The sequence below is a fragment of the Micromonospora sp. NPDC048871 genome (assembly GCF_043198155.1).
GTDB lineage: Bacteria > Actinomycetota > Actinomycetes > Mycobacteriales > Micromonosporaceae > Micromonospora.
In genome coordinates, this window is the sequence record NZ_JBICUM010000011.1 from 98,869 (window position 1) to 125,593 (window position 26,725).

Below are 26,725 nucleotides of genomic sequence, written 5' to 3' on the forward strand. Positions count from 1 at the left end.
AAGAGCGGTACGGCGGGCCACCCGATCGGGAGGCCCTGATGGAGAGGGAGAGCACCCGAATGAGTGTCGACACGGCGAGCGGCGAGGACCTCCACGCCGCAATGGTCGATCAGCTCGTCGCTGATCACACGGAGAAAGGGCTGGTCATGCGGCCCGAGGTGGAGGCGGCGCTACGGTCCGTGCCACGCCATCTGTTCACTCCGGATGCCGCGCTGGCGGAGGCGTACCGGGCCGACCAGGCCGTGGTGACCAAGCGGATCGGCGACGAGGCGGTCAGTTCGGTGTCGGCGCCGTGGCTCATCGCGGAGATGCTCGGTCAGGCCGCCGACGCCGTCGACGGCGGGTTGGCCGGCCGGCACGTCCTGGAGATCGGTTCCGGCGGGTACAACGCCGCTCTGCTGCGCGAGCTGGTCGGCACGTCGGGCTCGGTCACGACCGTGGACATCGACCGTGAGGTGACCGACCGGGCCACCGCCTGCCTCACCGCGGCGGGTTACGACGACGTGGTCGTGGTGTGCGCGGATGCCGAGCAACCGGTCAACCCGGGCCGTTCATACGACCTGATCATCGTCACGGTCGGCGCGTGGGACATCTCACCGGCCTGGATCGCGCAGCTCGCCGAGAACGGAACGCTGGTCGTGCCGCTACGGACGTTCGGGATGACCCGCTCGTGGGCGATGCGCCGGACCGGCGACCGGCTGGTCAGCCACAGCCAGCGGTTGTGCGGGTTCGTGTCGATGCAGGGCGCTGGGGCGCACGAGGTGCGGTACGTCGACATCGCTGACGGGGTCCACCTGCGGCTGGACGAGGACCAGCAGGTCAATCGCCACGCCGTCGGTGAGCTGTTGGCGCAGGCACCCGCTCGGGCATGGGCCGGGGTGAGCCTGCCCCCTCGTACCGTCCTGGCTGACCTCGACCTGTGGCTGGCGACCCGCATCACCGGTGCGGGACAGCGGTTCGTTGTTCTCACGGCCCAGCAGGAGGCCGTCGATGCGGGCGTCGTCGCCCCGGCGTGGCGCTTCGGCACACCGGCCGCCCTCGATGACGGCGCGTTCTGCTACCGCTCGACGCTGCGCTGGAACGACGACGACATGTTCGACCTGAGCGCCTGCGCTCATGGGCCCGCCGCCGCGGCGGCGGCCGGTCGGATGGTCGGACAGATGCGCGCATGGCTGTATGCGGGCAGCCCTTCACCGGTGCTGCACGTCCTGCCCGCTGGTACTCCCGACGGCGACCTGCCGGCCGGGACGGTGCTGGACAAGCGGCACAGCCGCTTCGTCCTCACCTTCACCCCCGCATAGAAGGGAACGCACGTGAACGAAACCGAGGCCTCGGAGTTCGCCCTGGACGTCAGCCTGGTCGACGCCGGCCCTACCGCAGGCGGCTACGCCACCGCCACCGACGACGGGTGCGGCTCCGGCAACACCGGCTCCAACGCCTGCACCACGAAGTGCGACGGCGGCAACTGACCCCATCCGTTCCTCTCCCGATCGGGCCCGGCGTCGAGCGCGCCGGGCCCGTCGATTCGGTGGTGCATATGGTTCCCGCAGCTGGTGCGGCGCTGATCAGAATCGCCGCCTACCCCAAGGGCCTCGTTCTGCCTCCCTGGCCCGACATGGCCCATGGTCATCCGGATCAGTGGCGCGAGTGGCTGGACACAACGTGGACGCTGCCCGGGTTCGCGGCAGCCGTCACCGGCGCGGCACCGCAGCTGGCCGATCAGATCCAACACACACTGAGCGGTGACCTGGTGCCTCAGCAGCGGCTGCGGCGCCTGGTGCAGTCAGCGGTCCGGTACCTGCTGCGCTGGACCACCCGTGCGACCCCGTTCGGCACGTTCGCCGGCGTCGCCCCGGTCCAGATCGGCGCTCGCGCAGCGGTTTGCCTGGGTGACGCCCATCGCGCGGTCTCCCGCCCCGACGGCCAGTTCATCGCCGAGCACACCGCGCGGGCCGAACACGACCTGGCTACCCTGCGCACCGTCCCCGTCGTGACGAACTCGTTGGGATACCGGCGCGGCGACAGGTGGATTTTGCCCTGTGCCCACGCCCGCGACGATCGGCGGTGGGACGTCGAGGTCCGCCTGACCGGCCCGATCCGGGCCGCGATCCAGGCCGCGCAGTCCCCGGTCAGGTTCACCGACCTCGCCGCGAGGGTCGCTGGACCCGCCAGCATCGCCGACGCCGAGCGGCTGCTGGCCGACCTGGTTCACACCGGGGTGCTGCTGTCGGCTCTCCGCCCGCCCATGACCGCCACCGACCTGGCCGCTCAGGTCGCCCGCCACTGCGTCATTCCGACGCCGGGCAGCCGGACCGCCGTCGATCTACGTGCCGACATCGCCGTGACCCTGCCCCCGCCGGTCCTGCACGAGGCGGAGCGGGCCGCGTCGACCCTAGTGGCGGTAGCGCCACCACCTACCCCCGGATGGGCCGAGTACCACAGCGTGTTCATCGAGCGATGGGGTCCAGGAGCGGCCGTTCCCATCCGCGAGGTGCTCAACGTGCTGGGGTTCCCGGCCGGCTACCGGGGATCCACTCGCCGCGCCCCAGCGCTGTTCAACGCCCGCGACCGGCTGCTCGGACAGCTCGCGCAGCAGGCCGCACTCGACGCCTGCGCCGAGGTGGTGCTCGACGACGCGCTGATCGACCGGCTACGCGGGAATGACGACCGGCCACCGATCCCGCACACCGAACTGCGGTTCACCCTCGCCGCCGACACTCCGCACGATCTGGACCGCGGCGCGTTCACCCTGACGGTCCTCAGCGGGTCCCGCCACGCCGGGGTCGCCGCAGCCCGGTTCCTGCACCTGCTCACCCCCGCCGAACTCGCCGGATTCCAACAGGTCTACCGGCAACTACCGACCGCCCTGCCCGGCGCAGCCACGGTGCAGCTGTCCGGACCCCCACTGGACGCCCGCCTCACCGCAGTAGCCCGGACGCCCGAACTGCTGCCCGTCCTTCCTGTCGGCGACTTCCACCCGGCACCGCCGTACACGCTTGAGGACCTGGCGGTGGTCGGCGACGGACGTCGGCTGTGGCTGGTATCGCTGGCCGCCGGTCAGCCCGTCGAACCGCTGCTGTTCAACAGCGTGCTGCTACCCACGCTGCAGCAGCCGCTGATGCGGTTCCTGACCGAGATCTGGACCGCCTGGACGGCACCCTGCAGCCGGTTCGACTGGGGACACGCCAGCGGCCTGCCGTTCCTACCCCGCCTGCGGCGAGGACGCACGGTCGTGCACCCCGCCCGCTGGATCATCGACCACACCGCGCTTCCCGCTCAAGGCGCCGGATGGCAGCAGTGGTGCGACGCTTGGCAGCGACACCGCCATCAGCGGCACATCCCGCAGCGGGTCTTGGTCGGCGACGACGACATACGCCTACGCCTTGACCTGGACAACCCGGCCCACCTGGCTGTGTTACGAGACCACCTCGACCGGCATCCCCGCGCCGTGATCGCTGAGGCGCCAGGGCCGGCGGGCTGGATCGACGACCGCCCTGCCGAACTCCTGCTCACCCTCATCCACCCCGCGCCGGCCGCCCGAACAGCCCGGCCAGCCCGAACCGCGACCACTGTTCAGCACTGGCCTGGGCGGTCACGGTGGCTGGAGGCACACCTGTACGGCCACCTCGACGGCATCCTGGCCGACCTCGCCGGCCGCCCCGCCGACCACCTTCCAGCCGGCTGGTGGTTCCTGCGGTATCCCCATCCCGAGCTACACCTGCGGCTACGCATCCCACTATCGGACACCGACCGATTCGCCGACATCGCCCGTCATCTCGCCGACTGGGTGCAGCACCTGCACGATGACGCCCTCGTACACGACTACAGCATCCATCCGTACCGCCCGGAGACCCGCTACGGTTCCGCAGCGACCCTCGCCGCCGCCGAGCGGGTGTTCGCCGCCGACTCCCGTGCCGCAATGTGCCGACTTAGTGGAGACCGACAAGCCACCACCGCCGCCGGGATGATCATCATCGCCGAAGGCTTCACCGGCGACGGCCCGCGCTGGCTCACCACCCACATCGCCCACCGGACCGGCCCCCGCCTCAACCCCGCCCAACTCGAACACGCCCGGCGCCCAGTGCACGACGAGCGACTCGCGGCAGCACTGGCCGCCTACCGGCCGTTGGTCGTCGATGACGGACTCGACCCCGACGAGGTGCTGGGCGACCTGCTGCACCTGCACCACGCCCGCATGATCGGCGTCGACCTCACCTCCGAACAGCACTGCCTGCGGCTGGCCCGCACCATCGCCCGCGCCACCCTCGCCAGGCTCAAGCCGTGACCGCAGGGCAGTCCCTCGCCGACGGCGCGGCCGGCATCGCCCTGCTGCACCTCGAAACCGGCAATCGGCGCGCAGCGCACAAGGCACTACGCGAAGCCACCGCCGGTGGCGTGAGCATCAGCGACGGAGCCAGCCTCTTCTACGGCGCTCCCGCACTCGCCTTCGTCCTCGCCACCACCGACCAGTTAGGGCTCGCCCAGGCACGAGCGGCCACCGCCGACGGCACCGCCACGGTGACTCGCCGACGGCTCGACGCCGCCCACCGCCGCATCGACCGCCACCAGCAGCCGCACTACGCCGAGTACGACCTCATCCGCGGGCTGACAGGCCTCGGCGTCGTCCTGCGCCGGCTCGGCGATCACGACCTGCTCCGCCAGGTCCTGGACTACCTCGTCCGGCTCACCGAACCGTGCGACGAACTGCCCGGCTGGTGGTGCTGGAACGGGCCCGAACGCCACCAGCCACCGCCCCCCGGCGGTCACGCGAACTTCGGCATGGCCCACGGCATCACCGGCCCACTGGCACTGCTCGCCCTCACCCTCCGCGACGGCATCACCGTCGCCGGACACACCACGGCGATCAACCGCATCAGCCGATGGCTGGACGCCTGGCAGCAGCACACCGACGGCACGATCTGGTGGCCGCAAACCATCACCCTCACCGACCTGCACCGCACAACGCCGGCCCAGCAAACCCCGCTGCGGCCGTCCTGGTGCTACGGCACCCCCGGCATAGCCCGCGCCCAGCAACTCACCGCACAAGCCCTGCGCGACACCACTCGGCAGCGCCTCGCCGAGACCGCCTTCACCAGCTGCGTCACCGACCCCGAACAGCTTCGACGGCTCACCGACCGAAGCCTGTGCCACGGCACCGCCGGACTGGTGGCCACCGCCCGCCGGGTCGCTTCCGATGCCCTCACCTTGATACCCCTGGCTGCCGTAGAAGATCTCCACCGGCAGACCGCCCCCACCACCAACGAGCCCGAAGGGCTGCTCGATGGCAGGACAGGCGCCGACCTCGTCACGGCCGTCGCCACCGCCTGGGACGCCTGTCTCCTCCTCACCTGAAAGAGCCATCCGTGGACCACACCCCCTGGCACCAGGTCAACATCACCTACCCCGGCCAGACCGCCCAGGAGCGCGAGAAACAGGCCGTCGCCCACCTGCGCCGAGTGCTTCCCGCCGCCGAGACCGCCGGCCTGATCACCTCCTGGTGGTTCATCCGCAAAGGCGCCTGGCGCATCCGCTACCTCCCTACAACCAGCCCCGACAGCGGAGACCAGGCCCGCCGGCTACTCACCGACGGGGCCACCTGGACCGGCGACATCTACGAACCCGAAACCCACGCCTTCGGCGGCCACGACGCCACGACCACCGCCCACACGCTGTTCCACCACGACAGCCGCCACCTCCTCACCTACCTCCACCAGCACCCCACCACCCGGCGCGAACACTCCCTGATCCTGTGCACCGCCCTGATGCGCGCAGCAGGGCTGGACCCCAACGAGCAAGGCGACGTCTGGGCCCAAGTCCTCGAGCACCGCGCAGCACACCTCAACCAGGCACCCACAACCGATGCCCGCAGGTGGGAGAGGTTCACCGGAGACGTTCGAAGCCTGCTGCTCGGCGCACCTCGCACTTCCGGCGACTGGCACACCGCATTCGCACACGCCGGCGCGGCTCTACACCGCCAACGGGAAAGGGGCACACTCACCCGTGGTCTGCGGGCAGTAATCGCCTTGCACGTGATCTTCCACTGGAACAGGCTCGGACTACCCGCCACCACCCAGGCCACCCTCGCCCGAGCGGCCCAGGAAGCCATCTTCGGCCTGCCCGATACGGACCTGCCAGACCCCGGGTAGACGCACCAAAGGAAAGGAGTGGAGGAAGGCACCGTGCCCGAGAAGGTGATCACCAACAAGGTTCTCTGCTACGTCGTGCGGGAAGGTCACTTGCTCGTCTTCCGCCACACCGACTTCAGCTACGAGAAGGTAGGCATCCAGGTGCCCGGCGGCAGCGTTCGCCCCGGTGAGGACCCGGCGGACGCGGCGCTGCGCGAGGCCCGCGAAGAGACCGGACTGACCGGCTTCACCGTCGTGCGCAAGCTAGGGGAGATCGAGTACGACCTCAGCCCGCTCCGCTTCGAGATCCAACGTCGGCACGTCTTCGAGTTGGCACTGCACGGGCCGGCGCCCGAGCGATGGGCGAGCCAGGAAGACCACGACGGCGAGCAGGAGCCCACCCGCTTCGAGTGCTTCTGGGTACCGCTACGGACCGCGCACGTCCTGCAGTCTGGCCAGGGCGCGCTTGTGGGCCGGTTGTTCGACTGACCAGAATTCCAACAGCGACAGTCGGGCGAACGATGCGAGAAGACGAACTGCGGGACCTGGTCCTGCGCAGCCCATGGATGATCCGGGCGCTGGGCGTCGTCCGGGACTCCGGCCTGCCGGACGCCTGGATCGGTGCGGGCGCCATCCGCGACCTGGTCTGGGGCGAGCGGTACGGCGATGGCTTCGACCTCTCGCTGGTCCGCAATGTCGACGTCGTCTTCCTCGACCCGGCGGACCTGAGCCGCGACAACGACGACCGGGCTACCCGGCGGCTGGTGGCGGCCTGGCCGGCGCCGCCGTGGGAGGCGAAGAACCAGGCCGCCGTGCACACCTGGTATCCGGCGAAGTTCGGCGGCAACCCGGTGGCCCCGTTGCGGACCATCACCGATGCCGATGGCACCTGGCCTGAGTACGCCACCGCCGTGCCGGTACGCCTCGACGCGTACGACCAGATCCCGGTGTGTGCGCCGCACGGCCTCGACGACCTGCTCGACGGGGTGTGGCGGCGCAACCCGACCCGGGTCAGCCCGGAGATCTCCCGGCAAAGACTCGTCCGTCACCGCCCCACCGACCGCTGGCCGGGCATCCGCGCGTGATCTGAGCCGGCGCTCGAAGCCCTCGGAGGGGTTGCCGCCGAGGGCTGGGACCTCGGGTCTGGAGCCGATCGGCATCGACCCCAACTACGGCGTCCCGGATCGGTGGTTGCTGAGGGCGGTAATAAAAAGATCTTGTCTCGGTTCGATACTCATAGCGGTGCCGAGGCGAGCGGTCGCAGGAGGTCAAGCGAGCTGGTGCCGTGCCTTGGCCGCTGCATCGATCCGGGCGGTCAGTTCGGCGCCGAGCCGCTTGAGCTTGCATCGGACCCGCTCGCCGAACTCCACGGTCTTGCCGCAGGCTAGCGCCGCCGCGGACCAGGTGAGCCCATCGTGTGCCTTTGACATGGTGACCTGCAGCTCATCGGGCTGAAGGCGGGCGAGCACCCGGTGCAGCCTCGGGTCGTTCCACCCGTCGACGCTGTCCACCGGGGCGCCGCCGGCGACGGTGTCGGCCACGGTCCAAGGGCTGTCGGTGCCCATGTTCGTTAGGGTCCGGTCTAGGGAGTCAACCGTACGGCCACGCAGCTCTGTCTCACCGATGAGGCGCCACGCCCGTCGTTGATCCCGGACGCCGGAGCGGAGCCGGCGAACCACGGCATGGTCTCCATCTGGGTGAGCGCCATCGAGCGGCGCCTGCAGCAGGGCATTGCCCGTGGCGGCGATGTTTATGTCGCTCGGGCGGAGGCCGAGCCATCTTTCGGCGAACCGCGCCACGATTGGTCCGCTGGCTACGGGGTCCTGTACGACTGCTTGCCGTGCTTGGTAGGCGGCCCGCACGGCACAGCGGGCGGCGCCAACGGCGAGATGGTCCGTCAGGAGTGTTGCCGTCAATACCTCGAACGCGAACTGCGGTGTGGTGCCGCGCTGTGATACCGAGTTCCAATGCTTGAGCAGGCGGATGACCTTGCCACGGTCGATAGCGTCAACGACTGGAGCACCGCTTAAGCCGTAAGGTGGCAGGTGGTCGTCGCTCGGGTCGCTGGCCACCAGAACCTGGATCTCCGGGTCGGGCGTCAGCTGGCGCAGCAATTCCCCAACGTTAAGGTGCTGTTCCACGTCGTCGATGACCCAGATCATCTTTTCGGTGACTGCGGCGGGGTCGAGCCCGCTGAAGTAGGCATTAGACGCGGCCACAGTGATGTTGCTGGCGCTAAGGTCTCCGTGAAGCGGCCCGTACCAACCGGCGCACTCCGGACAGTCCCCGAACAAGTGCTGCAGGTTCCGTTGGGAACCGTCTGGGTAGCGGCTGTCTGTGGACTTGCACTGGAAGGCGGCGATCGACCCGTCCGGGGTCCACCGCATACCGTCGATGCCCACGTCGGCGGACATCCGCCGTATCCACGGGGAACTTGGCTCGGGCTCCGAAGGGATGTAGTGCTCGTCGTACGGCATCAGGTAGGTCCTTCAGCTGCTCGTTAGTGGCCTCTCACCTCTCAGGTCCCGGGCCCGCCCGAACCGGCAAAAAATCTTGACGAAACTCTGGGAGCATCTCCCATTCGAGCGTACCGGCCCTGTCGAACAGGAGTCCGAGCTGGCGCCCTACTGCCCGAACCACGCGCGCATCGGGCCAAAGGACTGACTGGCCACACGCCGAGCCGGCCCGGCGTGTGGCCGGCACGACGAAACGCAGACCACGCTGACGATGACCAGGTAGAGCCCGGGTCACCGACGACCGATGATGCTGTGGAACAGGGGGATCGCGGCACCGACGGCACCGCCGCCAACCAAAACGGCGGCGGCCAGCGGTTGCCCGGCCAGGTGGATCAGAACACCAGCCGCCACGCCGGTCAGGACGGCGAGCAGGAGCACCACAGCGGCGCGCACGGTCAGCAGCGGTTCGATGTCGCGCGGACCGGTCGACAGGTCACCCACGGTCGCCACCCGCACCAGCAGCGGCGAGGCGGGCGGAGATCCGCTCGCCCTCACGCTTCAGCTTGCGCTGGACCCGGATGCCGAACCGCTCATCCCTCCCACTCACTCTCGCGGCCACCTCCCAAGAGGCGTCAGGGTTCTGCGCGAACGCTGCAGCAATGGCCCGTTCGTCGTCGTTGAGCCGGCTCAGCACCCGGCCGATGCGCGGATCGTCCCATCCGCCGACGTCGGAGAGGACTTGCTGCTCCACGACCTCCGCACCCGGGATGACGTCGACCAAAGAGACGGGGTCGGCCATCGGGTTCAGCAGGACGGGCCTGTCGAGGGAGTCGATCAGCCGGCCCTTGATCTGTCGTTCCCAGATCGGCCGGTGCGCCTCGTGCTGCTCGTTGACCCGCAAGCGCATCACGGTCGGGAAGTTCGTTTCGGCGGCGTCCAGCCAGTCGTCGTCGAGCAGCGCCGCCACGGTCGCGTCGATCCGGGCCTGCGGCATCCTGCGGAAACCCAGCCACGTCATTCCGAACTCGGCGACCGCAGCCTGGGAGTCCGGTTTCTGGAGGATAGCCTCCCGCGTGCGGAGCGCCGCGTTGTACGCCTGGCTGGCCAACGTTCGGTCCGGGCCCTGCAGCTCGACGGCACGCCGCCAGTCGCGGAACAGGTCGCCCAGCACGTCGGGCATCGACCACAGGCCGCGCGTATGGGACATGACCTGCAGGTAGTTCTGTGTGCGGAAGGCCTCCAGTGCGGCCCGGGAAGGTATGGCGTCCGCCATCGTGGCCAGATGGGGGGTTACGCCTGTCGCGAAAGTGTGAATCTGGGCGGACGACGCCAGCGCGAAGGTGAATTGCGGCCCGGCCTGAATGGAGGCGAGCAGGTTCGTCGCAGGTGAGGCCAACTGCGCGCGGGCGGACTCGACGGTCCGCACTGCGGCGGGGGTGACGACCTCGACGGCGCGGGCCGTCGCGGGCGCAGCGGCGATCTTCATGGCCTGCCTCGTGGCTGCCTGGTCGGCGATCTCGGCGACCCGCGCCATCGCGCCCGACGCGGCCATGATGCTCTTGATCGTCTTCTCGTGCTGGGCGAGCATCTGCGAGGCATACACGATCGCCTTGAGCTCCGCCGACCCGACACGGGGGAATTCCCGGTGGAAGGCCGTCTGCCGCACCGGCAGCAACTGCTCCGCTTTGCCGGCCGGGATGCTGCTCGGCGCAGGTTCCCGGCTCTGTCGATCTCCGGCCGGGCTGCTCCGGTCGTGGTCGTGCGCGTTCATGGTTGGTCGTACTCCTCATAGGGGCTGGTGCTGGACTCTCCTATCTCCCAGCCGCGAGATCCGCCCGAACTTGCAAAAAATCTTGGTTCAACTCCCCAGTTTTCTCAGTCGGTGCCGCGGAGCAGGGCAAACGTAGTGGTCGGCTTCCGGTGGTCGCTCTTCACGGGCTTGCCTGCGCCGTCGTCCTCGTGGCGGCGTCGGGTCGGGCACGGCGCACCGATCGCGGCCACGGTGTCCGGCCACAGACTGCCGTTTGGCGCAGTGATCCGGCGGCTCTAGGGTCCGTGTCGAAGTCGGTCGGCCGGCTCGATGCTGACACCCCCGGGTGACTCGACCTGCATTGGGAGCAGCACCGGCACTGAACCTTGACCAGCTTCGGTCAGTCGCTGGACTGCACGTCTTCCGGCGACAAGTCGCGGCGACTGGACTAACGGGCGGCCCCGGTCATGATCTTGCGTGCTGTGCTCGACGTGTGCTCTCCAGCGGATGCCAACCTGGGTGAACCGGTGCCAACGCGGGGCACCCGGCCGACCGCCGGTCGCAAACCGGGGTTCGTGTGCTCGAGCTGTGGTCCTGGGCTGGCCGAACAGGGGTCCGGGTGACGTGGGTGAACGTGGGCCACTCCCTGCCACCCCAGGTGAACCCCAGGTCGCTAGACTAGGCCCTCGCGCCCTCGTAGCTCAGGGGATAGAGCATCGGTTTCCTAAACCGTGTGTCGCAGGTTCGAATCCTGCCGGGGGCACGTCACAGAACTGCAAACGCGAGACGCGACCGGTCAGTCACTGATCGCGGAAGCCGGTTTCGCGTTGGAGTAGACGATCGAGGATGCCCCGGCTCAGCGGCCAGGGCATCCTCGCGTTGCCTCATCGCGCGGATGCCGAACGCGCCTGGATCGCGGCATGAGAGTCCACCTCAGGTGAGCCGCTCGACCCGCGCCGAGCCGCAACCCGCCGCGCCCGCCCTCCGTCAACGCGGCTGGTGCCGCGGACGTCGCTATGCGCGGCGATCCGTTGGGTCGCGCAGGGTGACGGTGCCTGCGGGTTGACGGATCCGCCCACAGGCCCTGGCTCTGCAGCCATGGACGCACCAGCTTCCTGGGCTCGCTTTTCCCGCCCGCCTCCGTAGTTGCCTCCGCAGCCAGCCGGAACCCAGCGTGACTGTTGCGTCGACGAATGCAGAGCAAAGGGACCGATGGGGTGGGGGTCGTGCGGCTCGGACGGTAACGCTGTGCGATCTCTCCAGCGGTACGCCTGGGCGTCATCCGCCGCTGCCGTCACCCTTCGCCCTCGTGACCGTCACCTGCGGTCGCTACTCGCGGGCGGGCACCAGCAACGGGCGGCGCCGGGCGGAGCGATCACGAAACTATCCGCCAACGCTGGCTCGCGCTGCCGTCACACGTGTCGAAGCTGACCGGCTCACCGGGGCCGTGGGAGGCCAGGCACCCGCTCTTGTTCGCCCTGTGGAGCTGACGTTTGCCGGAGTCGTAGACCCACCCGTTCAGATTTCCGAAGTTGGCCGGCGACAGCATGCCGATCCCGTCGTAGCGGATGGTGAACTGCATGGACGGGAAAGACTTCACGACCATGATGTCGTCCGACTCGAATTCCCATCGCTGGCCGGGCTGGTTCCGCCAGGCGGCGGTCACCACCTTTGATCCGTGGTCCGTGCCGGTGGTGCTGAGAACGGTGCCGTCAAAACTCACGATCACCATGCTGTCGCGGTTGAACGGCCCCGAGGGTAGGCCCGTGGTGCGAGGCGTAGTTTTGGTCGGCGACGGGGCGCCCGAATCGTTCTTGGCCGGAGGCTCCCCGGCCGAAGGGCTGGTAGCCGCACCCGGGCCGCCGTCGGCTGCACCCGTCGGACCAGTCGGGCCGGGCGCATTGGGGGCATTAGGGGAATTGGTGGCATCGGGGGAATTGGTGGCATCGGGGGAATCGGCAGGACGGGCGCTCCCGCCAGCGGCCGGGGAGGAGGTGCCCACGGCGGCAAGATTGGCCGGTGGGTCGCCGGCCGAAGGCTCACGGGATGCCGCCCCACCATTGGCGAGATAGGTCCCCAGCGACACCGCCACCAGTACACCGGCCACCGTGCCGACAGCCGGTAGAAGCCATTTCCGGCGACGGGTGTCGGCCGGCGACATGACGTGGGTCGTCAGGTCCGGCAGCTTCGTCAACTTCGCGCCGACCGACTCCGGGGTGGTGTCTTGGCCGGGGTCGACGGCAGTGAACCCGTCTGGGCCAATCAACGCGGTGGCAGTCAGCGTCGGTGCGATGCCGGGCACTCTGACAGGGACGGTCAACGCGGCACCGACCTGGGAAAGAGTCTCCTCAAGGCTTGCGGGCAGCCAGCCTTGCCCGGCGGTTGCCGCGCTGCGTTCGACGTAGGCGGCGATGACCTCCTGCGGAGTGGGGCGCAGCTCCGGCTCTTTGTCCAGGCACCGGCTGATCAGCTCGCGGAGGCCCGGATCGGCGATCCCGTCGAGGTGGGGTTCGCCCTGCGTGATGCGGTAGACGAGTTCTGCGTTGCTGCCGGCCCGGAACGGGGCCGTCCCGGTGGCGGCGAAGGCGACAACCGAACCGAGCGCGAAGACATCCGTGGCCGGGGTGGACCGCTCCCCACGCAGCTGTTCCGGTGACATGTAGGACGGCGTTCCCATCAGCACGCCGGTCTGGGTGAGGTCGACCTCGCCGTCGGCCCGCGAGATGCCGAAGTCGATGACGCGGGGGCCATCGGCAGCGAGCAGCACGTTGCCGGGCTTGAGGTCCCGGTGGACGATGCCAGCGGCATGGATGGCTTTGAGCGCTTCGCACACCCCGGCGGCGAATCGCCACACGCCGGGCAACGGCAGCGTTCCGTGGCGCGCGACGGCGACGGCCAGATTCGGGCCCGGCACGAAGGCAGTCGCCAGCCAGGGCCGGACGGCGTCGGAGTCGTGGCTGAGCACGGGGGCGGTGAAGATGCCGCCGACCCGCCTGGCGATGGCCGCCTCACGCGCGAAGCGGGCCCGGAAGGCGGGATCGGTCGAGTACGGGTCCTTGACGACCTTTACCGCCACCGCCCGGCCGGCCTGGGTCACTCCGAGATAGACGGATCCCATGCCACCCTCGCCTATCCGGCTGAGCAACTGGATGTCGCCCACCACCACCGGATCGTCCGCGTTCAAAGGAAGGAACGTCAGCCCCAGCTCGGGCAGGGTTGGGATGATGTCACTCACTCGGCGCCCCCTCGTGGTCACCGGGATGCTACCGAGACCGAAGAACCGCATCGTGCAGGTGTCACTGACGAACGTGGCCCGACACGCGAGCGGGGCCAGCGCCCGGGTCGCGGTCAGCTACGCGGAGGAGGCCGGGTTGCGGGTCGTGGTCGAGTACACCGGATCGGATTCGCCCCGGCCGGTGCCGGGGGGTGGTGTCGGCATCTGCGGTATGCGGGAACGGGCGGTGGCCACCGGCGGCTCCCTGGTGGCCGGGCCGACTGCGGCGGGTGGTTCCGGGTCACCGCCCAGTGGCCGAGCGGGTGTACGGCGGCCCAGGAACGGTCCGAGCCGTGCGCGGAGGGGTCCGGGTGATCCGGGTCGTTCTCGCCGATGACCAGGTGCTGGTTCGGGCCGGTTTCCGAGCCCTGGTCCGGGCGGTCCGGGTGGTGGCCGCCGGTGAGGCCCTGCTGTCGCCCGGGGTCACCAGACGCCTGATCGCGGTGTACGTGGAAACCGCGCCGGTGGACGAGCCGGGCCCAGGCGACCGAGCGGGCCTGGGCCGCCCCGGTCCTGGTACTGCCTGCTGGCGGTCGGGGTGTCGCTGGCCCGTGCTGGGTCGGCGTGACGTGACGGCCTGCGCCGAGGGTCCCGGGCACCCGGCCGGTCAGGGTGCCCGGGTCAGCCGCGCTCGGCGGTGGGCAAGGTATTCGCGTTCGGCGGGGTCGTGGGTGAGGTCGATGGCGCTGTCGTACGCCGCCACCGCCTCCGGGTGGCGGCCGAGCCGTTCCAGCAGGTGGGCCCGGACGGCCTTGGCGGGCTGGAATCGTCGGGCCCGGTCGTCGGTCGGGTTCGTCAGTTCGTCCAGCCGGGTCAGCCCGGCCGCCGGGCCCTGCACCTCGGCGGTGGCTACGGCGTAGGCGACATCACCACCGAGCGAGGGTGCGACCGTGTGGAGTGCCCGGTGCAGGTCCAGCAGGGCCGGCCAGTCGGTGGTGCCGGTGTGCCGCCGGGCGCAGTGCACGGCCTGGACTGCGGCTTCGAGTTGGAAGCGTCCGAGTTGTCCACGGGCGTGGGCGGTGCGCAGGTGCTCGTGGGCCCGGTGGATCAGGTGATCGTTCCAGCGCGCCGGGTCCTGCTCGGCCAGTGGCACGAACCGCCCGTGGGCATCCAGGCGGGCGGGGAGGCGGGCGGCGGAGAGTTGGACCAGGGCGGCCAGCCCGTGGGTCTCGGGGTCCTCGGGCGCCACCGTGGTGAGCACCTCGGCCAGGTGCAGGGCCTCGGTGGGTACCGGGCGGGCCTGGGGGCTGGTGGTCGCCCAGTCGATGACGTACGCCCCGTAGATCGCTTCGAGGACGGCGGCCATCCGGCCGGGCAGGTCGGTGCGGTCCGGGATGCGGAAGGGGATGCGGGCGGCCTTGATCCGCCGCTTGGCTCGGACCAGGCGGGTGGCCATCGTCGAGGGGGGTATCGAGAAGGCCCTACCGATCTGGTCGGCCGTGAAGCCCAGCACGGTGTTGAGCATCAGGGGGGTGTGCGCGGCGCGTCCGATCGCCGGGTGGGCACAGACGAGCATCAGTTCCAGCCGCCGGTCGGGGATCGCCTCGGGGTCGAGGTCGTCGAGGTGTACGGGGGCGTCCCGCTCGATGTCGAGCGGGACGTTGCGCCGCCACTGCGCCGACTTCCACCGGTCCCGCAGCCGGTTACGTGCGACTGTCAGCAGCCACCCGTCGGGGTTGTCGGGTACGCCTCGTTCGGGCCAGGTCCGCAGGGCCCGCTCGAAGGCGTCGGCCAGGGCGTCCTCGGCCCAGACGATGTCGTTGGTCGAGGTGGACAGCAGGGCCAGCAGCCGTCCGTAGCTGTCGCGGGCCGCGACGGCCGCGGCTGCCCGCCCCGCCTCCCCGGTGGTCAACTCGTCCAGGCTCCGTCGACGAAGGCCGTCGCGGTGGGGCGTACCTCGATCGTCCCCCACTGCGCGGCCGGGCACTTCTCCGCCCAGCCGATCGCGGCATCCAGGTCGGGTACCTCGAGCAGGAACACCCCGGCCAGCGCCTCCCTGGTCTCGGCGAAGGGCCCGTCCTGCACCCGCAGGTCTCCGTCCTTGCGGGTGATGGTGGTCGTCGCCGCGGCGGGTTGCAGGATGTCGGCCGACAGCAGCACCCCGGCCGCGCGCAGCGCCCGACCGTACGCGTCGAAGGCCATCTTCGCCTCCGCGACGACCTCGTCGGAAAGCTCCCCCTCCCCCGGCTCGGGGTAATGAATCATCAGCGCGTAACGCATCGTGTTCTCCTTCGCCACCGTTGTGCCGCCGTAGGCGTCTACACCCGGATGACGATCGGCCCAGGCCGAATTCGCCACCCCTCGTCAGGTCATGCAACCCCGCAGGCGGCACCTGGCGTGACTAACTCGAATCGGGGATCGGAGGCATGGATGGGCGATCGCGACACGGCGTTCGCGGAGTACTTCGCGGCCAGGTCCAACGCTATGCGCAGCACCGCGTACCTGCTCTGCGGGGACTGGCACCGGGCGGAGGACCTGGTCCAGACCGCTTTCACCAGGCTGTACCTGGCCTGGCACCGGGTGTCCCGGCATGAGGTTCTCGACGCCTACCTGCGTCAGATCATCGTGCGTGCCTTCCTGGACGAGCGAAGACGGGGCTGGTGGCGGCGGGAGCAGGTGGACGGTGCTCATCCTGAGCGGCCGGCGCCCACCGAGGCGCCGGAGAACCGACTGGTGCTGCTCCAGGCCCTGGCCGCCGTACCGCCTCGCCAGCGGGCCGTGCTGGTCCTGCGCTACTGGGAGGACCTGCCGGTCGACGAGGTCGCCACCCTGCTGCGCTGCTCGCCCGGGACGGTCAAGAGTCAGGCCGCCCGCGGCCTGGACACCCTGCGCGGCCTCCTGTCACCCACGTACAGCGGCACCGAGAAAGGTCGATGATGGACGGACAGCAGTTGCGTGAGGCGTTGCGGGACGAGATGACCACTCTGACCTCGCCACCGCCGCTGGACACGCAGGCCATGCTGGGCACCGCCCGCCGGGCCCGTACCCGTCGCCGTACCTTGCAGGCTTGTGTGGGGTCGGCGGCGGCGGTCGTGGCCGTCGCCTTCTTCGGCACCTTCGCCAGCCCGGGTGTGGGCGGCGGGTGGAGCCCTGCGGCGCCCCTGTTCGGAGGCCCCTCCTCCGACGACGACACCGCCTCCCCCTGGCCTACCGGGCCGGACGGCCTGCCGCAGGAGGATCGCACCGCGAAGGCCGGCACCCGGTACGACCGGGGCGCCGAACTGCTCGACCAGCTCCGCGCCGTCGTGCCGGCCGGCTACACCGTGCCGCAGGCCCCGGAGGCCCCGTCCCACCAGGCGCAGTACGAACAGACCGTCAAGGGAGTGGACGTGTGGAGTTACACCTCCTCCCTTCCCCTGGCCAAGGGCGAGTGGACGGGCACCGTACTGGTCGAGGTGCACACCGCCGGCAATCAACTGGCTACCGATCCGTGCGCCCTGGCCCGCCAGTTCTGGGGCATGCAGGGCAACTGCGAACCGATGACGGTCGCCGGCGCACACGTGGGGGTGGTGGTCGGCCCCGGTGGGGATGACCGGTTCGACCAGTGGGCCGCCTACCGCCACCCGGACGGTGTGGTGGTCTTCGTCGCCCAGGCCATGAACCGTGGCAGCAACCAGCAGGGCGGCATCGAGTTGCCGTTCTCCGAGGCGGAACTGGCGGCCCTGGCCGTCGACGATCGGTTCCACCTGGAGTGAGGCGACACCCCTCAAGATCCGCCACCATATACCCCCACCGGGTATATGGTGGCGGGGAGGAGGGATGAGATGGCGCATGACGCACACCGTCCCGGCAGCGACCAGCACGGTGGACACGACAAGCACGCCGGCCACGATCCGGAGGCGTTCCGGCGCAAGTTCTGGCTGAGCCTGGTCCTGACCGTACCGATCGTGGTCACCAGCCACATGGTGATGGACTGGTTCGGCTACGAACTGGACTTTCCCGGGATCGGCCTGGTGGGGCCGGTGCTGGGCACGGTGGTGTTCGGGTACGGCGGATGGCCCTTCCTCCAGGGGGCGGTGCGGGAGATCCGGGACCGGGCCCCCGGCATGATGCTGTTGATCGCGATGGCGATCTCGGTCGCCTACCTGGCCTCCCTGGCCACCGCGGTCGGCGCGTTCGACCTGGACTTCTGGTGGGAACTGGCCGCCCTGGTCACCATCATGCTGCTCGGGCACTGGCAGGAGATGAAGGCGATCGGCCAGGCCCGGGGTGCCCTGTCCGCGCTGGCCGCGTTGTTGCCCGACGAGGCGGAACGGCTCGACCCGGAGGGTCGGGCCCAGCCGGTGTCGGTGGCCGACCTGCGGGTCGGGGACCTCCTGCTGGTACGGCCGGGTGGCCGGGTGCCGGCGGACGGTCAGGTCGTCGAGGGTCGGGCCGAGATGGACGAGTCGATGATCACCGGCGAGTCCCGGCCGGTGGCCCGGGCCCCCGGTGACCGGGTGGTGGCCGGCACGGTCGCCACGGACGCGGCCCTGCGGGTACGCGTCGAGGCGGTCGGCGACGACACCGCACTCGCCGGCATCCAGCGGCTGGTGGCGCAGGCCCAGCAGTCCAGTGGCCGGGCACAGGTGCTGGCCGACCGCTTCGCCGCCTGGCTGTTCTACCTGGCCACCGCCACCGCCCTGGTCACCCTGCTGGTGTGGACCCTGCTCGGCGACCCCAGCGAGGCGGTGGTGCGTACGGTCACCGTGCTGGTCATCGCCTGCCCGCACGCCCTCGGCCTGGCCATTCCCCTGGTGATCGCCCTGTCCACGGCGGTGGCCGCCAAGGGCGGCATCCTGGTCAAGGACCGACTGGCCCTGGAGCGGATGCGCACCATCGACACGGTGCTGTTCGACAAGACCGGCACCCTGACCCGGGGCGCCCACACCCTCACCGGTGTAGCCGCCACCGCCGACCCACCGAGCCAGGACGACACCGGGCAGGAGACCCCCGGGCAGCGGGAGGTGCTGGCCCTCGCGGCGGCCGTGGAGGCCGACAGCGAGCATCCGCTGGCCCGGGCGATCGTCTCCGCCGCCCAGGCCCAGGGGCTCCGGCGTACGGCCACCGGCTTCCGGTCGCTGACCGGCCGGGGCGTACGCGCCGAGGTCGAGGGGGTCGGGTACGCCGTAGGCGGGCCAGCCCTGTTGCGGGAGTTCGAGGTGACCCTCCCCGAGGCGCTGACCGGGCGGCAGGAGCAGTGGTCCCGACGGGGCGCCGCCGTCCTGTACCTGCTGCGGCTGGACGACCATCGGGCGCAGGTGCTCGGTGCCCTGGCCCTGGAGGACGAGGTGCGGCCGGAGGCCCGGCAGGCCATCGCCGACCTGCGCGGGCAGGGGATCCGGAAGATCGTCATGATCACCGGGGACGCCCGTCCGGTGGCCGAGGCGGTCGCCGCCGACCTGGGGTTCCGGGCCGGTGAGGACGAGGTGTTCGCGGAGGTGCTGCCGGCGGACAAGGACGACACGGTGGCCGACCTGCAACGCCGGGGCCTGCGGGTGGCGATGGTGGGTGACGGCGTCAACGACGCTCCGGCGCTGGCCCGCGCGAACGTCGGCATCGCGATCGGGGCCGGCACCGATGTGGCGATCGAGTCCGCTGGGGTGGTGCTGGCCTCCTCCGACCCGCGCGGGGTGACCGGGGTGATCCGGCTGTCGCAGGCCGCGTACCGGAAGATGATCCAGAATCTGGCCTGGGCGGCGGGTTACAACGTGGTCGCGTTGCCACTGGCCGCCGGGGTGCTGGCCTGGGCCGGGGTGGCGCTGAGCCCGGCGGTCGCGGCGGTGTTGATGTCGGCCTCGACGATCGTGGTGGCCCTCAACGCCCAGTTGCTGCGCCGGGTCCGGCTACGCCCACAGTAGGTCAGCCTTTGACGGGGTAGGCCCGGGTCTCGGCGGCCTGCACCGCAGCCCAGACCGGTTGGCCCGGGGCCGGTTTCAGGTGGGCGGCGGCGGCCGGGGTGACGTCGGCGGCCACCTCGATCGGGCCGGTCAGTTGGATCCGCAGGTTGTCGCCGTGCCGCTGGATGCCGGTGATGGTCGCCGGCCAGGTGTTGCGCGGGCTGCCGTCCGGCCGGTGCGGGTACAGCGCGACCGCCGCCGGGGCGAAGGCCACGAAGACCTCCCCGTCGTACGGGTCGCCGGTGGTCAGGACCTGCCCCTCGGCTAGCCGGACCTGACGGCCGGTGGCGTGTCCCCGGTAGAGGTTCAGCCCCACCAGGCGGGCCACGTAGTCGGTACGGGGTTCGGCCGTGATGGTGGCGGCATCCCCCTGCTGGACCACCCGGCCGTCCTCGATGATCACCAGCCGGTCGGCGAGCACCAGGGCGTCCAGCGGATCGTGGGTGACCAGCAGGGTGGCTCCGGGGTGGGCGGCCAGATGCTGGTGCAACTGGGCTCGGGTGTCGAGTCGGGTGCGGGCGTCCAGGGCGGCCAACGGCTCGTCGAGCAGCAGCAGCGCCGGCTCGACGGCCAGGGCACGGGCCAACGCGACCCGCTGGGCCTGACCACCGGAGAGCTGGCGGGGCTTACGTCGGGCCTGCTCGGTCAGGCCCATCCGGGCCAGCCAACCGGCCGCCCGCTGCCGGGCCTGCCGCCGGTCCAGGCCGTGCCGGCGGGGGCCGAAGGCCACATTGTCCAGCGCGCTGAGGTGAGGAAAGAGCAGGTAGTTCTGGAAGACCACCCCGATCGGCCGCCGCTCGGTGGGAACCCAGGCCCGGCACCCGGGACGGTCCAGGTCCCGACCGGCGAGGGTCAGGTGCCCGGCGGAGAGGGGATGCAGACCGGCCAGGGCCCGCAGGGCGGTGGTCTTGCCGGCGCCGTTGGGCCCGAGCAGGGCCACCACCTCCCCGGCGGCGATGGTCAGCGGCAGGTCCAGGCGGAAGCCGCCCCGGTCGACCACCAGATGCGCGTCCAGAAGCCGGGTCATGGCGTGCCCACCCACCGATCCCGCAGGCTGGCCAGGATCACCACGGAGACGGTGAGCAGGATGAGGCTGAGCACGATGGCCGCCTCCAGGTCGGTCTCCAGGGCCAGGTAGACGGCCACCGGCATGGTCTGGGTACGCCCGGGATAGTTGCCCGCGAAGGTGATGGTGGCCCCGAACTCGCCGAGCGCGCGGGCCCAGCCCAACACCGCCCCGGCGGCCACCCCCGGTGCGATCATCGGCAGGGTGACCTGGGTGAAGGTGGTCCACCGCCCGGCCCCCAGGGTGGCGGCGGCCTCCTCGTACCGGGTGTCGGCGCCCCGCAGCGCCCCCTCCACCGCGATGATCAGGAAGGGCATGGCGACGAAGGCCTGCGCCATGACGACCGCGGTGGTGGTGAACGGCAGGGTGACCCCGAAGGTCTCGTCCAGCCAGGAGCCGAGGAGTCCGCGACGGCCGAAGACCAGCAGCAACGCCACCCCGCCGACCACCGGTGGCAGCACCAGCGGAACGGTGACCAGGGCGCGTACCAGCCGGCGACCGGGGAACGGCACCCGGGCCAGCAGCCAGGCCAGGGGCACCCCGAGGACCAGGCAGAGCAGGGTGGCCAGGGTGGCGGTCTGCACCGACAGCCGCAGCGCGGTGAGCACCCCCGGTTCGGTGAGCCGCTGCGGCAGGGTGCCCCAGGGGGTACGGACCAGCAGCCCGACCAGGGGCAGCAGGAGGAACAGCAGGCCGATCGTGGCCGGTACCAGCAGGGCGACCGGAACCCGGCGGGTGTGGGATCGACGCACCGGCTACGGCACCTGGAATCCGGCGGCGACGAGCACCGCGCGACCCGCCTCGGAGCGAAGATGTTCGACGAAGGCGCGGGCGGCGGCCGGGTTGGCGGCGTCGGTCAACACCACGACCGGGTAGTCGTTGATCGCCCCGGCCGACTCCGGGAACTCGACCCCCTCGACCTCGGCGGCGGCTCGGGCGTCCGTGCGGTAGACCAGGGCGGCGTCGACCTCACCCAGCCGTACCTGGGCCAGGGCCGCCTTGACGTCCTGGGTCAGGGTGACCGGGGTCAGGGCCACCCCGGCGGCCGCCAGCGCCGCGCGGGCCGCCGCCCCGCAGGGCACCTGCTCGGCACAGAGGGCCACCTTCCGGTCCGGCCCGGTGAGATCGCGCAGGCTGGTCACCCCGTCCGGGTTCCCCTTCGGTACGGCGATGACAAGCTGATTGCGTACGAAGGTGACCGGCTCATCGGCGGCGTTGCCGGCCTCGACGACGGTGGCCATGGGGGCCGGCGCGGCGGCGGCGAAGACATCGGCCGGGGCACCCTGGTTGATCTGGGCGGCAAGGCCGGAGCTACCGGCGAAGCTGAAAATCACCTTCACCCCTCGGGCGGCCTCGAAGTCCTGGCCGATGCGGGTGAACGACTCCGTCAGCGAGGCGGCCGCGAACACGGTCAACTCGCCGCCGGTCCCGTCGCCGGCCACCGGTGGTTCGGCTCGGTCGTCGGCGCAGCCGGTCACGAGCAGTACGGCGAGCACCCCGACGGCGGCCAGAGTGGTACGCAGCCGGATGCAGGTCTTTGCGGTGCTGACGACGGTCGCGCTGGCCGCGAGCCGAAGGGTTGGTCGGCGGGCGAGCCAGTCCACGAGCGCGGTCACCTAGCTATCTTGACGGGCCCTCTCCGAGGGCTACCCGCCCCACCCGTCCTCGGGAGCCATCTCCAGGGGCGTCAAGGGTCAACGCGGAGCGTGAGTACCTGCAGGTCAGTCCTCGTCGGTTGGGGTGGGGCGGTTCTCGGCGATCCAGGCCCGCACGGCCTTGCCATCCCAGACGCGGCCCATCTTCAACGTGACGACCGGGTCAGGGAATCCCTTGCGGCCCACAATGATCGTGGCGCGCTGCTTGCTGATCCCGCCAAGCAGATCACGGATCTCATCCAGTCCGAGCAGATCCACGACCTGACGCTATGACCCCTGGGGCTTGCTCTTGAGGGAACTGCATCAGGCAACCCCCTTGGGGGTTGCCTTCGTGCAACCCTTCGTGATGCCATCGGGTTGGTCCGAGCAGCGCCTCTCGGGTCGCGGCGGGGCGCTCTGTGTTCTGGCCGTTGCTCAGGCGTCGAAGTTGCCCGCCTTGATGCCCTGCACGAAGCCGGCCCACTGGTCGGCGTTGAAGGACAGCATCGACCCCTGTCGGTCCTTGCTGTCGCGGACCATGACGGCCTGGGGCGGTATGGCGACCTCGACGCAGTTGCCGCTTGAGCCGGACCTGCTGCTCTTGCGCCAAGTGACGCGAGTCAGGTCCATCCCGTGCCCTCCTAGGTGAGGTCTGCCGCAATCGCACGCAGCGTATCTCGCGTGGGCTTGGGTGCCAGCGCAAGGGCTTGCAGTTGCTCGTGGGCCGCAGCGTACGCGGCAACCTCGCCGGGCCGCTCCAGGTAGAGCGCTCCGGTCAGGGGTGTCGACATACACCCCAGGGCTAGTCGGCGTGCTGGTGCGGGCGGTTCTGCTTGATCCATTTCTCGACCGCGTCCCGGTCCCAGATCCGCATCCGGCCGTTGCCGACCACGTCGACCGGCTCGGGGAAGCCGGGACGCTTGACGATCTCCGTTGTCCGCGTGCGCGAGACACCACCGAGCATCTCGGCAATATCGGCCAGCGCGGCAAGTCTCACGACGCGACCGTAGGCAGGCCGGGGGTTGCCACTTCGACACTTGCCTACTTGACGGTGCCGAAGTGGTAAGTGATGCTGATGAGGTCACCGGGCGCCGGAAGGTTGATCACAGGATGTGTGAGTTCGTCTCACTTGAGCTATTTGCATCACATCCTCGATGGGATTCGGTCGATCTATCCGTTCGAACGGTCCGGCGATCGAGCGATGGAGTGATGACCGATGACCGAGACGCAGGCCGTCGAGGCCCCGGCGCAGGCCGAGGCCCCCACCGAAACCCGCAGCAACCTGGGCGTCCGCCAGCGGCGGGAGGCCCCCTGGTCAGTCGGACCGCGCTGGCCGAGCTGACCGGCTACACCTCGGCCGCCATCTGGCGGTGCGAGGACGGTCGCCCGAAGCCGAGGAACGACGCCGACACCACGACCACCGAGGCCGAGCAGGCCGCGCCGGTCGAGCAGCACGAGCAGGCCACCGAAGCCGACAACTGATCAAGCGATGGCGGTCCGGGACTGGAGATGAGCCCTCCGGTCCCGGACCTAGATCCACTGCGAAGGAGTGGACCCATGAGCAACCGTATGTTGCATCCGAGGTGGTGCGCGCCAGGGTGTCAGGTCAACGCAGACCATCCGGCACGATCGCACGTCTCGCGTCCGATCATGATCTCCGCCGACGGCCAGGAGGTCATCAACCTCCGGCTGGTGCTGAGCATGGCGCACACACCGATGGGTGCGCCGCTGCTGGTGATGCTGGAGACCTATGACACCGACCCGGAGGCCAGGCAGCCGGCCGGGGCGTTCCCGCTGTCGATCCGGCAGGCGGGCAACCTGTCTCGCGGGATAACCGGACTGCTGCGGCTCGCCCGGCACACCACTTGGTGCGACCAGCTGCCGGGCGCGAATGCACCGCTGTTCACGAATCTGGTCCAAGCTCAGCGAGGACTGTCCGACGAGGAGATCGCGCAGTTCCTTTCGACGGGTCGGATGCCCGACCTGTCCGAGTCGCCGGAGGACGACCAGTGAACCTGCAATCGCCGTACCGGATCGATGATCCCGGATCCGTGAACGGTCCGAGCGTCGTGCACGTCGCCCGCCGGACCAGCGGCAAGGCGGTTGCCAGCATGGTCATCGGGATCATCGGTGCGCTGGGTGTCTCCTGCATCTTCGGCATCCCGAGCTTCATCGAACGCTGCCACCGGTGCTACCCGGACGGCTGGTGCCCTCGCGTCGCGGTCTCGCGTGCCTGGGTCTTGGCCTGGCTCAGGGTCAGGCATCTGCGGTGATCACGCTCCGAGCCGGTGACCTGTTGCAGGTGACCCGATCTGCCAGCGTGCAGTTCCACAAGCCGATCCTGTTCCGGGTCATCCGCGTGCTGGACTGGGTTACCTATGACGGGTGGATCTGGCTGGACGGCTACCAGCTCAACGCGAAGGGCGATGCGGTGGCTCGACGGTCGATCTTCGTTCAGCCGGCGGGGTTGGTCATCCAACGACAGACCGCCCCCGTGTCCCAGAGGCGGTCGAGATCGCCCAAGGTGTCGGTACGGATCAGCTCATGATCCTCGGTCCCGTCGTGGTGTCCTTGCGGACTCGTGACCGGGCGACCTTGGCGAGCGCGGTGTGGTCCGCGTCCACCTGCCCCAAGAGTTGCGGAGTCGCTGGAACTAGTAGGTGATCACGAGCGACCAACTTCACGACGTCGCCCGTTGAGAGGAAGCCTATGTCCAGCGCCACCTTCGGTCGGTTCGCGCGCCCGGCCGTACTGCTCACCGGGGTTCTCCTCGCCGGCCTGATCGCCGGCTGCGGCTCGTCCGACGACGACTCGACGGCGGCCACCGGCCCGTCCGCCACCGCCTCCCCCTCCGCCACCCAGGCGGCGGCCGAGGGTGTGCTGGCCGTCCAGGACCCCTGGATCAAGGCGGCCGACTCGGGGATGACCGGGGCCTTCGTCACCCTGGTCAACAACACCGACACCGATGTCACCATCACCGGGGCTACCTCCTCCGTCTCGCCGATGGAGGTGCACGAGATGACCATGCGCGACGGGCAGATGGTCATGCAGGCCAAGGAGGGCGGTGTGGTGGTCAAGGCGCGCAGCGAGTACCGCCTGGAGCCCGGCGGCGACCACCTGATGCTGATGAACCTGGCCCAGCCGGTACGGGCCGGTGACGAGGTCAGCTTCACCCTGACCTTCGCCGACGGTCGGACCCAGACCTTCACCGCCGTGGCCAAGCCGTTCACCGGCGCCCAGGAGAGCTACGCCCCCGGTCACGGTGAGCCCTCACACGCCCCGTCGGCCAGCCACAGCCCGGCACCATGACCTCGACGAAACGGCCGGTGAGCCGACGCGGCCTGCTCACCGGGGGCGCGTTGGCTGCTGGCGGCACCCTGGTCGGCGCCGCCGCGGTCGCCGCCACCCGCGAGGCGGACAGCACCGGCACCCCGGCCCAGGTGCCGGTGGCTACCCTCGGCGAGGCGGTCGAGCCGTTCCACGGCGTACACCAGTCCGGCGTCGCGACCGAGCCCCAGGCGCACGCGGCCTTCGTCGCCTTCACCCTGCGTCCCGGCACCGACCGGGCCGCCCTGGGCCGGATGATGCGCCTGCTCTCCGACGACGCCGCCCGCCTGACCCAGGGCAGACCCGCGCTCGCCGACACCGAGCCGGAGCTGGGGCTGCTGCCGGCCCGGCTGACGGTCACCTTCGGCTTCGGTCCCGGCCTGTTCACCGCGGCCGGACTGGACGACCGGCGGCCTCCCTCAGTGGCCGACCTGCCGCCGTTCCCGATCGACCGGCTGCAACCGCGCTGGTCCGGTGGGGACCTGCTGGTGCAGATCTGCGCGGACGACCCGATCACGGTCGCCCACGCCCAGCGGGTCCTGATCAAGGACAGCCGCCCCTTCGCCACCGTCCGCTGGGTGCAGCAGGGCTTCCGGCGGGCCGCCGGGGCCGAACCGGGCCGTACCCAGCGCAACCTCTTCGGCCAGCTCGACGGCACCGCCAATCCCAAGCCGGGCCAGCCGTTGGAGACGGCGGTGTGGATCCCGGACGGGCCGGAATGGCTGCGCCACGGCACCACCCTGGTGCTTCGGCGGATCAGCATGGACCTGGAGACCTGGGACCTGCTGGGCCGCTCCGACCGGGAGTTCAGTGTCGGCCGACGGCTGGACACCGGCGCCCCGCTGACCGGCACCGACGAACACGACGAGCCGGACTTCGCCGCTCTCGGTCCGGATGGGCTGACGGTGATTCCGGACTTCTCCCACCTGACCCGGGCCCACGTGAGCGACGACCGGTTCCGGATTCTGCGCCGCCCCTACAACTACGACGGGGTGCCGGGCGCCGACGGTACCGCCGACAGCGGGCTGATCTTCGCCTCGTACCAGGCCGACATCACCCGACAGTTCCTGCCCATCCAGCAGCGGCTCGCCGAGCGGGACCTGCTCAACGAATGGACCACCCCGATCGGCTCCGCCGTCTTCGCCATTGCGCCCGGTTGTCCCGAGGGCGGCTGGGTCGGCCAGCAGCTGCTCGGCTGAGGAGGAGAATCGTCA

Annotated in this window: 28 protein-coding genes and 1 tRNA gene; 17 read left to right on the forward strand and 12 right to left on the reverse strand. The window is 70.4% G+C overall.

Annotated features, from left to right (window positions below; genetic code table 11):
* The first annotated feature begins 59 nt into the window (after positions 1 to 59).
* The 7 genes from fxlM to ACGFIK_RS21985 all read left to right on the forward strand — a co-directional run bounded on the left by fxlM (position 60) and on the right by ACGFIK_RS21985 (position 7,210).
* Complete coding sequence (gene fxlM, locus ACGFIK_RS21955; RefSeq protein ID WP_393341131.1) at positions 60 to 1,301, forward strand: methyltransferase, FxLD system; 1,242 nt, start codon at positions 60 to 62, stop codon at positions 1,299 to 1,301.
* Positions 1,302 to 1,313: 12 nt separating this feature from the next.
* On the forward strand, positions 1,314 to 1,469 hold the full coding sequence (locus ACGFIK_RS21960) for an FxLD family lanthipeptide (RefSeq protein ID WP_393341041.1): 156 nt from the start codon (positions 1,314 to 1,316) through the stop codon (positions 1,467 to 1,469).
* 68 nt (positions 1,470 to 1,537) lie between these two features.
* Positions 1,538 to 4,285 carry a lantibiotic dehydratase gene (locus ACGFIK_RS21965; protein ID WP_393341043.1) on the forward strand — a complete coding sequence of 916 codons (2,748 nt, stop codon included), beginning with the start codon at positions 1,538 to 1,540 and terminating at the stop codon, positions 4,283 to 4,285.
* Entirely contained in the window at positions 4,282 to 5,352 is a 1,071-nt protein-coding gene (locus tag ACGFIK_RS21970; protein WP_393341045.1) for a lanthionine synthetase C family protein, read from the forward strand. The genes ACGFIK_RS21965 and ACGFIK_RS21970 overlap by 4 nt, the downstream gene beginning before the upstream one ends.
* An 11-nt stretch (positions 5,353 to 5,363) precedes the next feature.
* Complete coding sequence (locus ACGFIK_RS21975; RefSeq protein ID WP_393341048.1) at positions 5,364 to 6,146, forward strand: thiopeptide-type bacteriocin biosynthesis protein; 783 nt, start codon at positions 5,364 to 5,366, stop codon at positions 6,144 to 6,146.
* A gap of 33 nt (positions 6,147 to 6,179) precedes the next feature.
* A complete protein-coding gene (locus tag ACGFIK_RS21980) occupies positions 6,180 to 6,614 on the forward strand; it encodes an NUDIX domain-containing protein (protein WP_393341134.1) in 435 nt (144 codons plus the stop codon).
* Between the two features lie 32 nt (positions 6,615 to 6,646).
* On the forward strand, positions 6,647 to 7,210 hold the full coding sequence (locus ACGFIK_RS21985) for a nucleotidyltransferase family protein (RefSeq protein WP_393341050.1): 564 nt from the start codon (positions 6,647 to 6,649) through the stop codon (positions 7,208 to 7,210).
* A gap of 183 nt (positions 7,211 to 7,393) precedes the next feature.
* Here the strand turns inward: ACGFIK_RS21985 and ACGFIK_RS21990 are convergent, their stop codons facing one another.
* From ACGFIK_RS21990 to ACGFIK_RS22000, 3 genes are all read right to left on the reverse strand, one after another.
* The gene (locus ACGFIK_RS21990; RefSeq protein WP_393341053.1) at positions 7,394 to 8,539 is read right to left on the reverse strand and encodes a hypothetical protein; all 1,146 of its coding nucleotides are present in this window, start codon (positions 8,537 to 8,539) and stop codon (positions 7,394 to 7,396) included.
* A 333-nt stretch (positions 8,540 to 8,872) separates the two neighbouring features.
* Positions 8,873 to 9,082, reverse strand: coding sequence for a hypothetical protein (locus tag ACGFIK_RS21995; protein WP_393341054.1), 210 nt, complete (start codon positions 9,080 to 9,082; stop codon positions 8,873 to 8,875).
* On the reverse strand, positions 9,075 to 10,352 hold the full coding sequence (locus tag ACGFIK_RS22000; RefSeq protein WP_393341056.1) for a hypothetical protein: 1,278 nt from the start codon (positions 10,350 to 10,352) through the stop codon (positions 9,075 to 9,077). Before ACGFIK_RS22000 ends, ACGFIK_RS21995 begins: the two co-directional genes overlap by 8 nt.
* Positions 10,353 to 11,021: 669 nt before the next feature.
* On the opposite strand from ACGFIK_RS22000, the gene ACGFIK_RS22005 reads away from it, so the two are divergent.
* Positions 11,022 to 11,094 (forward strand) — tRNA-Arg (locus ACGFIK_RS22005).
* Between the two features lie 612 nt (positions 11,095 to 11,706).
* On the opposite strand, the gene ACGFIK_RS22010 is transcribed toward ACGFIK_RS22005, so the two are convergent.
* The 3 genes from ACGFIK_RS22010 to ACGFIK_RS22020 all read right to left on the reverse strand — a co-directional run bounded on the left by ACGFIK_RS22010 (position 11,707) and on the right by ACGFIK_RS22020 (position 15,825).
* Positions 11,707 to 13,566 carry a protein kinase gene (locus ACGFIK_RS22010; RefSeq protein ID WP_327023095.1) on the reverse strand — a complete coding sequence of 620 codons (1,860 nt, stop codon included), beginning with the start codon at positions 13,564 to 13,566 and terminating at the stop codon, positions 11,707 to 11,709.
* A gap of 646 nt (positions 13,567 to 14,212) precedes the next feature.
* Complete coding sequence (locus tag ACGFIK_RS22015) at positions 14,213 to 15,457, reverse strand: DUF6596 domain-containing protein (RefSeq protein WP_327023096.1); 1,245 nt, start codon at positions 15,455 to 15,457, stop codon at positions 14,213 to 14,215.
* Entirely contained in the window at positions 15,454 to 15,825 is a 372-nt protein-coding gene (locus ACGFIK_RS22020) for a YciI family protein (RefSeq protein ID WP_327023097.1), read from the reverse strand. Before ACGFIK_RS22020 ends, ACGFIK_RS22015 begins: the two co-directional genes overlap by 4 nt.
* A gap of 150 nt (positions 15,826 to 15,975) precedes the next feature.
* Here ACGFIK_RS22020 and ACGFIK_RS22025 point away from each other — a divergent pair, with 150 nt between their 5' ends.
* The 3 genes from ACGFIK_RS22025 (at position 15,976) to ACGFIK_RS22035 (ending at position 19,445) form a co-directional block, all read left to right on the forward strand.
* Positions 15,976 to 16,482, forward strand: coding sequence for a SigE family RNA polymerase sigma factor (locus tag ACGFIK_RS22025; protein ID WP_327023099.1), 507 nt, complete (start codon positions 15,976 to 15,978; stop codon positions 16,480 to 16,482).
* Positions 16,479 to 17,300: a hypothetical protein gene (locus tag ACGFIK_RS22030; protein WP_327023100.1), complete on the forward strand. Its 822-nt coding sequence runs from the start codon at positions 16,479 to 16,481 to the stop codon at positions 17,298 to 17,300. The genes ACGFIK_RS22025 and ACGFIK_RS22030 overlap by 4 nt, the downstream gene beginning before the upstream one ends.
* Positions 17,301 to 17,369: 69 nt before the next feature.
* Entirely contained in the window at positions 17,370 to 19,445 is a 2,076-nt protein-coding gene (locus tag ACGFIK_RS22035) for a heavy metal translocating P-type ATPase (protein ID WP_327023101.1), read from the forward strand.
* Position 19,446: 1 nt separating this feature from the next.
* Here the strand turns inward: ACGFIK_RS22035 and ACGFIK_RS22040 are convergent, their stop codons facing one another.
* The 6 genes from ACGFIK_RS22040 to ACGFIK_RS22065 all read right to left on the reverse strand — a co-directional run bounded on the left by ACGFIK_RS22040 (position 19,447) and on the right by ACGFIK_RS22065 (position 23,181).
* Complete coding sequence (locus ACGFIK_RS22040) at positions 19,447 to 20,511, reverse strand: ABC transporter ATP-binding protein (RefSeq protein ID WP_327023102.1); 1,065 nt, start codon at positions 20,509 to 20,511, stop codon at positions 19,447 to 19,449.
* A complete protein-coding gene (locus ACGFIK_RS22045) occupies positions 20,508 to 21,302 on the reverse strand; it encodes an ABC transporter permease (protein ID WP_327023103.1) in 795 nt (264 codons plus the stop codon). Before ACGFIK_RS22045 ends, ACGFIK_RS22040 begins: the two co-directional genes overlap by 4 nt.
* Positions 21,303 to 21,305: 3 nt before the next feature.
* Entirely contained in the window at positions 21,306 to 22,079 is a 774-nt protein-coding gene (modA, locus tag ACGFIK_RS22050; RefSeq protein WP_393341136.1) for a molybdate ABC transporter substrate-binding protein, read from the reverse strand.
* 192 nt (positions 22,080 to 22,271) lie between these two features.
* A complete protein-coding gene (locus ACGFIK_RS22055; RefSeq protein WP_013731172.1) occupies positions 22,272 to 22,463 on the reverse strand; it encodes a hypothetical protein in 192 nt (63 codons plus the stop codon).
* Between the two features lie 156 nt (positions 22,464 to 22,619).
* Positions 22,620 to 22,814 (reverse strand): DUF397 domain-containing protein, encoded by a 195-nt coding sequence (locus ACGFIK_RS22060; protein ID WP_327023104.1) that lies wholly within the window; start codon positions 22,812 to 22,814, stop codon positions 22,620 to 22,622.
* A gap of 172 nt (positions 22,815 to 22,986) precedes the next feature.
* Positions 22,987 to 23,181 (reverse strand): hypothetical protein, encoded by a 195-nt coding sequence (locus ACGFIK_RS22065; RefSeq protein ID WP_327023105.1) that lies wholly within the window; start codon positions 23,179 to 23,181, stop codon positions 22,987 to 22,989.
* A gap of 212 nt (positions 23,182 to 23,393) precedes the next feature.
* Between ACGFIK_RS22065 and ACGFIK_RS22070 the strand changes: the two genes are divergently transcribed.
* The 6 genes from ACGFIK_RS22070 to ACGFIK_RS22095 all read left to right on the forward strand — a co-directional run bounded on the left by ACGFIK_RS22070 (position 23,394) and on the right by ACGFIK_RS22095 (position 26,710).
* On the forward strand, positions 23,394 to 23,666 hold the full coding sequence (locus tag ACGFIK_RS22070; protein WP_327023106.1) for a hypothetical protein: 273 nt from the start codon (positions 23,394 to 23,396) through the stop codon (positions 23,664 to 23,666).
* 168 nt (positions 23,667 to 23,834) lie between these two features.
* Entirely contained in the window at positions 23,835 to 24,197 is a 363-nt protein-coding gene (locus tag ACGFIK_RS22075; protein ID WP_327023107.1) for a hypothetical protein, read from the forward strand.
* A gap of 38 nt (positions 24,198 to 24,235) precedes the next feature.
* Positions 24,236 to 24,457, forward strand: a complete 222-nt coding sequence (locus ACGFIK_RS22080; RefSeq protein ID WP_327023108.1) for a hypothetical protein — start codon at positions 24,236 to 24,238, stop codon at positions 24,455 to 24,457.
* Positions 24,457 to 24,732 carry a hypothetical protein gene (locus ACGFIK_RS22085; RefSeq protein ID WP_327027296.1) on the forward strand — a complete coding sequence of 92 codons (276 nt, stop codon included), beginning with the start codon at positions 24,457 to 24,459 and terminating at the stop codon, positions 24,730 to 24,732. The genes ACGFIK_RS22080 and ACGFIK_RS22085 overlap by 1 nt, the downstream gene beginning before the upstream one ends.
* A gap of 161 nt (positions 24,733 to 24,893) precedes the next feature.
* On the forward strand, positions 24,894 to 25,493 hold the full coding sequence (locus ACGFIK_RS22090; protein WP_327023109.1) for a copper chaperone PCu(A)C: 600 nt from the start codon (positions 24,894 to 24,896) through the stop codon (positions 25,491 to 25,493).
* Positions 25,490 to 26,710, forward strand: a complete 1,221-nt coding sequence (locus tag ACGFIK_RS22095) for a Dyp-type peroxidase (protein ID WP_327023110.1) — start codon at positions 25,490 to 25,492, stop codon at positions 26,708 to 26,710. The genes ACGFIK_RS22090 and ACGFIK_RS22095 overlap by 4 nt, the downstream gene beginning before the upstream one ends.
* Positions 26,711 to 26,725 lie beyond the last annotated feature (15 nt).